The 13,802-nt window shown below is 56.0% G+C and carries 3 protein-coding genes; all 3 read left to right on the forward strand.

What is annotated here, in order from left to right:
- The first annotated feature begins 811 nt into the window (after positions 1-811).
- The 3 genes from KPG66_RS15200 to KPG66_RS15210 all read left to right on the forward strand — a co-directional run bounded on the left by KPG66_RS15200 (position 812) and on the right by KPG66_RS15210 (position 13,790).
- The gene (locus KPG66_RS15200; protein WP_237071335.1) at positions 812-4,273 is read left to right on the forward strand and encodes a Tc toxin subunit A; all 3,462 of its coding nucleotides are present in this window, start codon (positions 812-814) and stop codon (positions 4,271-4,273) included.
- A gap of 83 nt (positions 4,274-4,356) precedes the next feature.
- On the forward strand, positions 4,357-9,123 hold the full coding sequence (locus KPG66_RS15205) for a neuraminidase-like domain-containing protein (protein WP_237071336.1): 4,767 nt from the start codon (positions 4,357-4,359) through the stop codon (positions 9,121-9,123).
- Positions 9,124-9,326: 203 nt separating this feature from the next.
- Positions 9,327-13,790 carry a SpvB/TcaC N-terminal domain-containing protein gene (locus tag KPG66_RS15210; RefSeq protein ID WP_041754713.1) on the forward strand — a complete coding sequence of 1,488 codons (4,464 nt, stop codon included), beginning with the start codon at positions 9,327-9,329 and terminating at the stop codon, positions 13,788-13,790.
- The last annotated feature ends 12 nt before the right edge of the window (positions 13,791-13,802 follow it).

Below are 13,802 nucleotides of genomic sequence, written 5' to 3' on the forward strand. Positions count from 1 at the left end.
CCGTACCAGAATGCCTGATGGGCTAAGCGGGGCATTAGCTCGAGGTGGTGCGCAATAGGCTATTTATGTGGCGCGCGCCAGTCAAGAGCGTCATCGGGCGAGCGCGGGTACGGCACCCGGTGAGATCGTGACGTCCCCGTGTGGCGGGCGGTCGGACTCAACGCTGCTGCTGGATTATCGTGGCGTAGAGCAATGGTGATTTGATGATGGCTGAGGCGATTGAGTCGCTTCATATCATGCAATCGCGCGGATGGTGCTTGTCACGCAGCCGCGTCCTTCTGCGAGGCGGCACAGCCCCGGCAGGTCAACGCCTGATGGTGCCCACGGCAATTTGTCGCATTGAATAAAGGGAATTCGCTTGAATGTTTTCCGGCTAGTGCTTTACAGTTGTTGCTAACTTAAGTGTCGAAGCAGCGTATGGCAGTTGAGCATGACGCTCAAACGCGTTGTGAGCAGCAGTCAAACGATGAGGCGACCTGTTAGCGAACGGGTGCATCGCAGTAACCGTTTTTGCTGAATAAAGACGACGTCTGGAGGGAAGAAGATGAAGAAGTACCCCAGCTTAAACACAATGACCTCGCGCCTGCGCGGCACGTCTATTTTCTCTGTTTTATCCTGCTCCCGAATTTTGTCCGCTTGACGTACGGCGACACAGTTTTGCTTTAAGTGCGTGCAGCCCGAGGTTGACGGACAGCACTATCTTGGTGAAGTGTCCTGTTGGGCACGCGTTCGTGCGCATATCTGTCATCAGTCGAGCAGTCCTGGCTCGTGCTGAATTGCTTTATGTGGCTAACCTTTGCCTGGAGGCAAGATGAATCAAAAGACTAGCCCGCTGATTAACGTGCTTGAGAGCCGATATGGCGCCACAGGCCAGCTTGCCACACTGGGCTACGAGTCGGTATTCGATGTGTCGCGTGTGACACGCGAGCAATTTATTCGCGAGCATCGCGAGCGGATCAGCGTGCAAAGCGCGGGTGTGCTGTATGACCAAGCGCTCGGGTACGCGCAGCAAGTGGCGTTTCGTTTTCGTCAGCGGCGCCTAACCCGTTTGGTGCAGCAAACATTGGGGCCCTTTACGGTACCGGGTCCCAGCTATGACGAGCAGTTTCAAGTGAACTGGCACCAGATGAGCGCGGTCGATGCCATTGAAGCGAATACGTCACCGGCGGCCTACCTAGTGTCCCTGTATAACTTGGCGATAAAACAGGAAAATGATAATGCCAGCGCGCCGGGCAATAACGCCATCCATCCGCTCGCGCAACGCCGCCCCGATATTCCAAAGCTGGTGGTGGACAACGACAGCCTGAATCAGCGGCTACCTGCGTTGACGATGGTCAACCAAATTCTGAACAGCGCGATTGAACCGACCTTGCCCACCGGCAAGACGGTGGATGAAATATTGGCCGCTACTTACTATCCCCACACGCTGCCCTATCATTTTGCGTATCAGCAAACTACCGAGGGTTTCGCTGTGAGCGGTACATCACTGGCGGACGTGATACAGCAGGTGGACACCGCATGGCCCTACTTTATTAAACCTATTACAGGGACCGACACGCCAGCAAGAAAGCATGCGATACAGCTTGCCAGCCCATTGGCGCCGCCGCTGCAAGCATTGCTGAAAACACCCCCGTATTTTAGTACCCATATGCTGACGTTAGAGCAGCTCACAGCGCAATGGGGCAGTGGAGATTACTCGACTACTGAGATGACGTTGTGGCAAGACCTTAGTGCTCACGCTTATGTCACGCCATTGCAGGAATCCGTGGTAGACGGGCCAACTGAGTTGATTTGGAATGGCGAGGACGTTGCTGCAAAAATTACATTAAAAACAAGTGGTGGTCAAACAGTTGTGGTAAGGGGAAAAAGAAAAGAATATTGGAATCGGAGCATAAATAATGCAAGTATGACGGATGGCGCCCCTTACCAACGCTATCCCCAGCTTCAGTTCATCGATGCAGATAATGCCGAATTGGATCTAAGAAAAGACCCGCTGCGCGCTGATTTTTTTATCCGTATGCAGCAATATTCTGATAATAAAAGCTATTACACTGACATCAGCTTTACGTTGATTCTGGATGGTAACGAGCGCCCTGTACTTTATACTACAACTCAAAAGGATTTTTACAAAAATCAGTTTGGTATTAATCCTGATCTCATTGTGAAGGATTATCCAACTTATTTTAGCTCGGTCAAGATTCTGACCGAGCGCACGGGGCTGACTGTCTCGCAGTTGGAAAACATGCTTTGCGCGCGAGTTGGCGGCGATACGGTGGTGTTGTCGCCGAATATCGTGATTCGTAACGCGATTTTTACCAACGGGCATACCGATCAAACTCCGCATATGCCGTACCATTATGGCGCCGTCTATTTGCACGCGGGGAAAAAACCAGCGATTGCCATGATGCAAGACGACGATGGCAAATTGACCCTAACCGGCTTAACAGACGATCGCCTGGATCGGCTCAATCGCCTGATGCGCGTGCAGCGTGCCATGCAGCTACCGTTTGATCAACTTGATCAACTCATCATCGCCGGCATGCGTGCCGAAGGGGCCGATCCCCGAAAAGCGGACGGTAACCTTGGCCTGTACATGAACGCAAATACGACGCGGCTGCTCGGTGTCTTTTGCCACTATCGACAGCATTACGGTGCAACCGCGGAGCAGTTTGCCGCGCTGGTGCATCAGATCACCCCGTATGCGATCACGCCCAATGTGCCGCTGCTCGACCGCTTGTTTAACAGTCAGCGACTATTTGATGAGCCGTACACGCTAGATTGGGAAAACGTCGATTACACGGCCACAGCCACGACGCCCAATAAGGGGCGTGATGCGCGCATCGCCAAGCAACTGGCTGCAGGCCTCAAACTGACCGATGCAGAATTCGCGTTGCTGGCTGGACTTGTGGCACAGCACCAGGGCAATATAACTGAACATACGTTCCCCAACAGTCTCGATGCCGTATCTGCGCTGTACCGTTTAACGACCCTAGCGCGGTGGCTTGACATGTCAATTGCCAGCGCGCTCGCGCTGATTCGCTTGTTGGACAACGCCAAGATGTTGGGTGACGATCGTCCGCTGTTGGCTCAACTGGCCGGGGTGCCGTCCATTGCGGTGTTAAACGAGAACGGCGAGGGGAAAACGCATGATGTGCTCGATGGGCTGATGTTATTGTCCAATGCAGTGCACTGGCTGCAAGCACAAAACTTGACCGTGGAGCAATGTGCGATGTGGCTGCTGCCGGTGCCGCCGCACATTGGCAACCAACGCCAGTTGGACTTTATCCGCCAGCTTAGTGAAAGTGTTGCACGCACGTTGGTGACGCCCACCCATTATGATCATTCGGGCGCCCCATCGATCGATACCGAGGGGAAACCGATAGACTGGGGCGTGCTGATGACCGAAAAAGAGCTGGTCAATGCGCAGGGGCTAGTTATGGACAATGCGCATACGGCCACTCAAACGCAGATTGAAGCCGCGGTGCGTGCGGTAGTCGATCAGCAAAAGCTGGAGGCTGCGGAAAAGGCGCAAGCGACAGCGGCACTGAGCGCATTAATTTATAACGCACAACAATCGCAGCGCGGCATTTTGAGCAGTACGCTGGCGCAATTGCTGGCGCAGCCGCAAGCGGTGGTGTCGTCGCTGGTACGCTGGGCGGGTAGCACACCGTGCGCATTATTGCAGCACACGCTTGCGCTAAGCGAGCTCAGCAGTGCGCAGCAAATTCCCGCTGACTATCTGGCGTTGCTCGCGATGCTGACGCGTGGGGCGCAGATGAGCACGTGTTTTCAACTGAGCGCCGCGATGCTGGACGCTTACCTTGCGCATCCGGCATGGTTTGGCGAGACCACTCCTACGTTGACGGCACTCGATTTTGCCACGTTGTATCGCCTAGGCTGTTATCGCGATTGGTTGCATCAAACGTCACAGACAGAAAACGATTTGCTCGCTTATTTAAGCTGGGTCAACGGTGAAAAACCGCCGCCTGCTGATGAGGTAGCGCAGTCGCTGGCGGGTTTGCTGGGATGGCAGGCCAACGAAGTGCAAGTGGCGGCGGCCTATGTAATGGGTAGCGAAGAGACCCCGGCACACATGGTGCCGCAAATCGCAACGATTCTACGCTTATACCACTTGTCACAGCAAACGGGTTTGGCAGTTGCGTCATTGGTCGCAACCGTGAGCATTGACCCCGAAAGTGACTATGCGAGTTGGCAGCAACTCGGACAGGCGGTCGCGGCCGCGAGCGAGCAGCAGATAACTTCCGTGTATTAGCCACGCCTTGCTGGCAGGCGCAGCAGCTAAGCGATCAGCGTGCGCCGTTAGCGGCTCCGTAGTGCTTCATTTAAGAGACGATCATGCAAAGTAACTTTGCTAAACAGCTCAATGAATCCCGGCGCGATGCGCTACAGGCTTACTATCTCGGCTATGTGGCGCCGACGTTGCCGAATGTCGAGAACCAGCCAGTCACCGCGGACGATCTTTATCAATATTTGCTCATTGACACCAAGGTGGGCAAAGAGGTCGAGACTAGCCAGGTGGCGCAGGCCATCGCGAGCCTGCAGCAATACCTGTACCGCATTGCACTGAATCAGGAGCCGGGCTTCAATCCGATGTCACCGCAGGATGTGGCGTCCTGGCGTGAGATCGATAGTCAGTATGCGCGCTGGTCAGCCAGCCAACAGGTCAGTGACTATCCGGAAAACTATATTTTCCCGTCTACGCGTCAGGACAAAAGCCACTTTTTCGAGGAGCTGGAAAATTCTCTAAACCAAAATCGACTCAACGCGGACCGTGTGCAGGACGCGGTACTTAGCTACCTGAACGAGTTCGAGGCGGTCAGCAATTTGCTGGTAATCAATGGCTGCTGCAGCCAGATTGATTTTGGTGGCGGGACCTATTATTTTATCGGGCGCACCGCTGCGGAGCCGCATAGCTATTACTGGCGCAGCATGGATTTGAGTAAAAACGGGGGTACCGACGAATATCCGCAGATTACGCCAAACTGTTGGAATGATTGGCGAGCAATCGATCTGCCATTGAATAGTCGCAATGTATTGAGTTGGACCGTACGGCCAGTATTTTTCAATAATCGGTTGTACGTCAGCTGGGTCGAGCGGGATCCTACACCGAAGAAAAAGAGCGACGGCACCAACGTCACGCCGGAAGTGCATGCATACCGTGTGTACTACGGTTATTTGCGCTATGACGGCTCTTGGTCGGCACCCAATACCGCGGAACTGCAAGAAGTTAAGCAAGACGGGGGGAGTTCATCTGTGCTATCAGGCGGGGTGCTGGAGATTGAAGAAGGCACTAATTTCGTGTTAAGAAAAGTTGATACGGTCGCGATTGTGGATTTCAGTCGCGGGGTACTTGGTGGCACGCGACCTGAAGGAAATCTATTTATCGGGATATTTGTTTATGAAGGTGGGCAGGATAAGATTCCCACGCAATCGGCATTTCTGTTTTGTGATACGTCTTTTATCAACATCGCCACCACTGGGGATAATGTTAAGCCAAACTTCTTAGTTTATCGGCCCGGCGAGCAAAAAAATGGTATTTTTTACCAATCGTTGCAATATAGTTTGCAAGGAAAAAAATACCGGATTCAATCGTGCGAGAAGAGATCCTCCCATACTGATTCAGGGATACCCAGCAGCTGGCCAGACGCTTTGGCCGCCCCTTCAGTGTCGATTGCCAACGACGGATTGACGCTGCAGGTTGGCGCTAACTTAGGTCGATGCCCCGATGAAACCCGTGACGGAGGCGTATGGGAAAGCCTGTATGTCTTTCCGGACACCGATCAGGCACCAGCCGGAAGCACAAGTAATCGAACGCATTATCATTTGACAGCGGGTGATGCTAGCCGGTCAATCAAGTTTAGCTTTGATGGGTCAAATTACCGTTTTTACAACACTAAGATTAAATACGATGCTGCTTATGGGAATGTGGATATTTCGGCTGGTGTTTATACATTTTATACTGCTACTCTTCCTGACTACAGGGGAAACTGGGGTGGTCCGTTAAAATTTGTTACTGATGGCTCGCATAACATTGCTTTTAAAGGCGGTGTGCCTACTTCAAAAACACTGGACTTGCATGGAAAGTCTTTTCGCTTCTATAATAATCCAGCCACTGAAATATTTTTTTCTGTCGGTCCGGAAAATGGTTATTGGGATTCGTATCATTTAACTTATGCCATCAAAAAGAATGCCAATAAAATCAGTGTCACATACCAGTTCCAGCATAAACTAAAGGTTTATACAGTCCAAAATGGTAACGAAAAAAGCGTGGTGGCAAGCAATGAAACTGCACAACGCTGGGTGCTGCAACCGACGGACCACCGTGCGGCCACGCATGTGATTAGCAGCGAGGACTATCCAAACCAGGGAATTATTACCTACCATCTACGTCACGAGATTGTGCGCACACCGTCTTCTGGCAGTGCAGGTAGCGCTTATCAAACTTGGTCAGTGCAAGTTGAGTTGGTGTCCGTGGACACACCGACCCAGGTGCCCCAGCTGTGTACGCGCTATGATAGTCAGCAAGGCAATGTCCAATTTATTACCTTTAACGGTGTTCAAGCGGAAGACGGTGGGTTTGCGTTGCCTGATACGCGGCTCAATACGACGTTTGTGCGCGAATTGATTCGCCGGGCCAATGTTAGTTTGGGCACGCTGCTGCATTATACGACCCAGGCGATGCCGCAAGAACCGCAGTTGCGTGTCGATAGCGGTGCACCCGATGGTCGTTTGCAGCCAATGGACTTCACAAGTGCCAACGGTCTGTATTTTTGGGAGTTGTTTGTCCACGTGCCGTATCTGGTCGCCACTCGCTTTGGCGACGAAAACCAAAACACCGACGCACAGCACTGGTTGCACTATATCTTCGATCCGTCTGCCAAAGATAAAGCCACGGATGCGGTCACCGGTCTGACCCCGCCCGATTACTGGAACGTCTATCCACTCTGTCCGCTCGGCGAAGGCGCCAAGGTGGCGACGGCCAGCTTTTTAATGCGCGATGCGCTCAATCCGGATGCTCAAGCGTATGCCAATCCGGTTATCTATCAAAAAGCGGTATTTATGGCCTATGTGCGCACGCTCATTGCCACGGGCGATAACGAGTATCGGTTGCTTACGCCTGATGGCCTGACTGCCGCGCGCGTATTTTATGATCAGGCCCGCGAGCTGATGGGACCACTGCCTACGGTCTCGATGAGCAGTCATTGGAAGCCCAATACATTGGAGGCGATCGCGAGCCAAAAACATGCAGCGGTGCGTGAATTGGAGCACGAGCCAGGCGTACAGTGGCTGGCGTTGCCGGCACAAAACCTCAGTTTGCTCAGTATTTTAGACAACCCGAACTTTCGACCCCCGCTCAATACGCAACTGCTTACATATTGGCAAATGCTCGAGGCACGGCTGTATAACCTACGTCATAGTTTGACCTTGGATGGCAAACCGCTCGTTCTGCCACTGTACGCGACACCGGCTGACCCGCTGGCGCTGTTGACGCAGCGCGCCCAAGCGGGCTCATTGGGCAACAGCGGCAATGGCGCCAGCCAGGTGATTTTGCCGTATCGCTTCCAGTCGCTGCTGCCCAGCGCCTATCGCGCAATCGATATGCTCAGCCAGTTTGGCAATACGCTGCTCAGCGTGTTGGAGCGCGGTGAGAATGCCCATCAGCTGGAACTGAGTCAACAACACTTGGTCGACCTGTCCAACTTCACGATCAGCTTGCAGCAGCAAGAGTTGGATGCGCTCAATGCCGATGTCGACACGCTACAGGCGCAAAAAGCAATCGCGGAGCAACGCTACCAATACTATTTGGATAGCTACAACGACAATATCAGTCGCGCCGAGCAAGAATCGATGGATCTGCAAACTACCGCCAGTGCGATGACAGTGAGCGAAGCGGCAATGTATGCGGTTGCTGGCGGACTCGATATGGCGCCCAATGTGTTTGGTCTGGCCAATGGAGGGTCCCGTTGGGGCGCGGCTACGCAGGCCGTCTCGCTTGGCATGAGCGTGGCGCGCACGGCGATGGAAGCGAAAGCCGGCCGTCTTGCGCAAAGCGAAGCGTACCGGCGACGACGCGATGACTGGCGACTTCAGTATGAACAAGCGCAATTGGAATCCCAGGTCATCGATAAACAACTACAGGCGCTCGCGATACGGCAAAAGGCCGCTCAGACGGTGATTGACCAAGCTTATACGCAGCAAGCCCAACAGCAGGCGATGCTCGATTTCTTAAGCTCGCGCTTCACGCAAGCGAGCTTGTATCAGTGGTTGGCTAGCCAGCTCTCCGCACTGTATTACCAGGCGTACGATGCGGTCCTGTCGCTGTGCATGAACGTACAGGCGTGCTGGCAGTATGAGTTGGGGGATTTCAGCACGTACTGGGTTCCGACTAACGCGTGGAACGATAATTATCGTGGGCTGCTAGTCGGCGAGACACTGTCGCTTAGCTTACAACGAATGGAATCTGCTTATCTGTCGCGCAATGACCGTCGGCTCAATATCACGCGCACCTTTTCGCTCAAAGCTTTGCTAGCGGATAAGCCGAACGATTTCGAAAAGCAGAAAGCACAAGGCAAATTTGAATTTACGTTGTCAGAGCAAGATTTCGACACCAATTATCCGGGGCATTATGCGCGCTGTTTGCAACAAATCAGTGTCACCTTGCCCACACTGACCGGCCCGTATCAAGATGTGCAGGCGCTGCTGACCCAAACGCGTAGCCAAACGCTGCTGCAGCCAGACATTGATGGCGTGCGCTATATGAACAACAACCAAGAGGGTAGCGGCACGCATGTTGTGAGTAACTTGCGTCCAAGCCAGCAAATCGCGCTGTCATCAGGCATCGACGACAGCGGCACCTTCGCGCTGCTCGCTCAGGATGGGCGCTATCTGCCATTTGAGGGCACTGGCGCGGTATCCAGTTGGACCCTTGTCTTTCCACGTGCGGTAGACGAAACGATTGATGGCAGAAAATTGCCCGCCGACCCTGCACAACAAGCGACGTTGGAGGCGCTCAACGATGTGCTCATTCAAGTGCAGTACACCGCATTGGATGGTGGAGCCAGTTTTGCCAATGCGGTCAAACAAACGTTGATTCCGAGTTGAAGCAGCGGTTTGGCCCACACGCGACGCGCTTATCGGACCATGCTCGGATAGCTACATCAAGCGCCGAGTCAAGTTGGGGAGGGCCGGTCGGCGCTCGCTTGCACGAGGACACTAGTCGCCTGCAGTCTCGTCAACGTGGGGCATCGAGCGTGGGCGCAGTCAGCCAGTTTATAAAATGCGTCAGCATCTCTTAGGAGTTGAATATGCCAGTCACGCAGTCAGCGTCCAATGTCACCCTATCCGAGCCGACACTGCCCAAAGGCGGCGGGGCCATGCGTGGGTTAGGCGAGGCGTTGGGGCCCGTTGGCTCCTCGGGCGTGGCGACGATGACGTTGCCGCTGCCCATATCGGCCGGGCGCGGCTACGCACCGCAACTGGCATTGCGTTATGCGAGCGGCAGTGGCAATGGCCCCTTTGGCGTCGGATGGCACCTCGGGTTGACCAGCATCGGGCGACGCACGGCCTGCGGCACGCCCCAATACGGCGACGAAGACGAATTTATCGGCCCGGGCGGTGATGTCCTCGAGCCGGAGCGTGATGCCGATGGCGCTATGGTGCCGCCCTCTGAGGTCAGTACCTATAACGACTTAGATTTAGACGACACCTACCGGGTGACGCGCTACTTTCCGCGCATCGAGCGCGACTTCGCGCGCATCGAGCATTGGATCGGTCAGACCCATGGTGGCGACTTTTGGCTCGTTCATGACGCGGGCGGTGATCTGCATTGCTTCGGCAAAACTGCGTCGGCCCGCATTGCCGATCCAGCGCAACCGTCCCATATCGCGGTGTGGTTGCTCGAAGAGTCGGTCTCGCCCAACGGGCAGCACATCGGGTATTGGTACAAGCCGGAAGATGATGCCGGTGTTGACCTGCAAGGCAGTGAGGCGCGACGCGACCATGCCGCCAATCGCTACCTTACCCAAGTGAAGTACGGCAACGTGTTGGCCGCCAACGCACTGTATCTGTTCACTTCATCGAAGCTGGACGACGAGCCATGGTTGTTTTCGCTGGTGTTTGATTACGGTGAGCGCGGCACTGACCCGCTAATCCGGCCACCGTGGTTGGCGGCTGCGCATTGGCCGGTCCGGCACGATGCGTTCTCGCGCTACGACTACGGGTTCGAAGTGCGCTGTCACCGTTTATGTCGTCAGGCGCTGATGTTTCATCACTTTCCTGATGAGCTAGGCGAGCCCGCCACACTCGTCGCAAGGCTGCTGCTCGAGTATGACGAGAATCCGGTGCTCACCCGGCTCGTTGGCGTGCAGCGGCTAGCTTATGAGCCAGACGACACTGATGAGCCAGACGACACGCTGCAGTCACTGCCGCCGCTAGAGTTAGACTACACGCCGTTCGACGCTTCGGTGTCATCGGGCCAGTGGCAGCCATGTGATCTCTTTCCTGGATTGAACAACGCGCACCCGTACCAGCTGGTGGATTTATATGGCGAGGGCATCGCCGGCATCCTGTATCGAGTGGGCCACCTTTGGTATTACCGGGCGCCTATGCGTAGCAGTGAAGGCGGCGACGCGGTGACCTATGACGCGTGGCGGCCGCTGCCCGAGATTCCGTCATTGCAGTCGCCGGCAATGGCGCTGACGGATATCAACGGCGATGGCAGGCTGGATTGGCTTGTGACGCAGCCTGGTCTGGCTGGCTACTTTAGCCTGGCGCCCGACGGCACTTGGTCGACCTTTACGCCGCTCTCAGCGCTGCCCGTTGAGTTTTTCAGCCAACAGGCAACACTGGCCGATTTGATGGGCGCGGGGCTCTCTGACCTAGCGCTCATTGGTCCCAAGAGCGTGCGCTTGTACGCGAACAAGCGGCATGGCTTTGCGCGCGGCATCGATGTGGAGCAGGCATCGACACTGCCCATTGCCGGGCGCGATGCGCGGGAGGTGGTGGCATTTTGTGACCTGTTGGGCTCTGGCCAGCAGCACCTCATCCGCATTCGCTGTGATGAGGTGACCGTCTGGCCGAACCTTGGGCGGGGCCGCTTAGGGCAACCGTTCAGCTTTGCACCGTTGCCATTTAGTGCACAGCAGTTTAATCCTGCTTGTGTCTATCTAGCGGATTTGGACGGCTCGGGAGCGGCCGATCTGTTATATGCGCAAAGTGACCGCATTCGTATCTTCTTCAATCAATCCGGCAACGGGTTTGCGCCGCCCGTTGACCTGGCCTTGCCACCGGGCGTGCGCTTCGACCGGCTCTGTGCGCTCAGCGTAGCGGACATCCAGGGGCAGGGCATGGCCAGCCTCGTGTTGTCGGTGCCTCATCCAAGCCCGAAGCATTGGCGCTACGATCTCGCCCGGGCCAAGCCCTATCTGATGAACGTCATCAACAACAACATGGGGATGGCGCACCGGATCGTCTACCGCAGCTCGGCTCAGGAATGGCTCGATGAAAAGCAGTCAAGCACGCGCTCAGTCAGTGGCTTGCCGTTTCCAGTGCACGTGGTGTCACGGCACATTCAACTCGACGAAATCTCTGGCAATCAACTGGTCCAGCAATACCAATATCGTCAAGGGGTCTACGATGGGCGCGAGCGGGAATTCCGCGGATTTGGTTTTGTCGAGACACAAGATACCCATGAAGATGCGAAGCCTGCAGGGCGCAACGTCAGCGATGCGCCGCCGCGGTTGAGTCGAACCTGGTACCACACTGGCCGGGAAGCGGACGAAGCGACGCTGTACGGCGAGCCTTGGCAGGACCCCGACGCGTTCAACTGTTCCCCGACACGTTTGACGCGATGGGATGCCAACACGAGCCAGGATGTGCTGCTTGACGATTCGGACGCGAAGCGTCGATGGTGGCTGTACCGCGCGTTAAACGGCAGTGTATTGCGCACGGAAGTCTATGGTCTAGACGGAACGTCCCGCCAGCAGACGCCCTATCGCGTGACCATGGCCCGTTATCAGGTGCGCGAGGTCCAGTCGGCAGGCAGCGATCACACGCCAGTTGCTATGCCGTTGCCGCTGGAGCAGCTGGACTATGCGTACGAGCGCATCGATGGCGATCCGCAGGTCAGCCAGACGGTGACATTGCGCATCGACGCTTATGGTGTGCCGCTGCACAGCGTGACGGTTCACTATCCCCGGCGTGCCAAACCATTGACGTCGCCTTACCCGGATACGTTGCCGCCGAGCGCCTGGCACAGTTCGTACGACCCGCAGCAGCAGTGCCTGCGGCTCACCGAGCAGCGCGCAAGCGTTTGGCATCTGACGCATCCCCAGCAGTGGCGGCTTGGCCTGCCGTGGCAGCAACGCCACAACGCGTTGACCTACGATGCGGCGCGCGTGCCGGTCGGGGGCCTGAATTTTGAAAACTTAAGTCAGGTAGACGGTTTGTTGGGTGATGATCAGGTGCGCGTATTCGGCGGTCAAAGCGTCGTCGTGTACCGGGACACGGACGCTCACGGTGCCCCTGATTTTGTGGCGCTGGTCGATCATCAAGAAGTCGCGGAGCTTGATTCATCCAGTCTGGCCGCCTATGACGGCCTACTCGACGAGCCGACGCTGACCGCAAAACTTACGCAGGCCGGCTATCACACTTCACCGACCGTATTGGCCGTGCCCAATGCAGTCGAAGCGCCGGTGTGGGTAATCGCCAGCGACTATCGCACCTACCGTGGGCCGGACAACTTTTATGTGCCGAGTGAAGTGCAGAAAACCCGGCTCACCGGTGCCACGCAGCTTTCGTACGATCCGTATTACTGTGTGGTGACGCAGGTACAGGACGCGCTAGGCAACATCACGTCGGCGCAATATGACTATCGATTCCTGCAGCCGTGGCGCATGACTGATGTTAACGACAACCACCATGAGGTGCAGTTCGATGCGATGGGCCGCGTGGTGGCCAGCACATTCTATGGTACGGAGCAGGCGCGCGACGTGGGATTTGATCCCATCACGGTTTCCCCGGTACCCACCGGGCTGACCGTTGCACAGGCGATCGACCAAGCCGGGGTCTCGGCGCAGCGAGTGGCGAGCGTTCATGCGACGGATCTGTTTGCGTGGATGGGGCAGGTGTCCCGGGCAGACCTGCCGACAGAAGACGCGGACGAATGCTGGCAGCAACTGATCGCCGAGCGGCTTATTACGCCCCAGGGCCACATTCGTGCGAGCGCGCGTGACGGGCTGTGTAGCGGCGTGCTGAAGCGCCTTTCCGAACCTGTGCGCCAAGCGCTTGCTCGCGCTGCACGCAACCCGGTGAACGTCGTGACGCTGACCGCTGACCGCTATCCGAATGACACAGAGCAGCAAGTTCGGGTGGACATCGCGTATACGGATGGCTTTGGCCGCACGCTGCAAGGCTGCGCCAAGGTGCCCGGCGGCTTGGCGTGGCAGTGCACTGCTGACGGTGAGATCGTCGTCGGTGCCGATGGCAAGCCCGAGGAAGTGGATACTGGTTCAGCACCACGCTGGGCGGTGTCGGGGCGGATCGAATACGACAACAAGGGTCAGCCGGTGCGTCGCTACCAGCCCTACTTCATGAATGACTGGGCGTATGTTGCGGATCGCGCCATGCGCAGTTGCGGTTACGCGGATACCACCTACTACGATCCAATCGGACGGGCGATGCGCGTCGTAACCGCGAAAGGGTATGAGCGCAGGACGAGTATTTATCCGTGGTTTGTCGTCAATGAAGATGAAAATGACACGGCCGGCTAATCCTGTCAATGC

It is taken from the genome of Mycetohabitans sp. B2 (assembly GCF_021733735.1).
Lineage (GTDB): Bacteria > Pseudomonadota > Gammaproteobacteria > Burkholderiales > Burkholderiaceae > Mycetohabitans > Mycetohabitans rhizoxinica.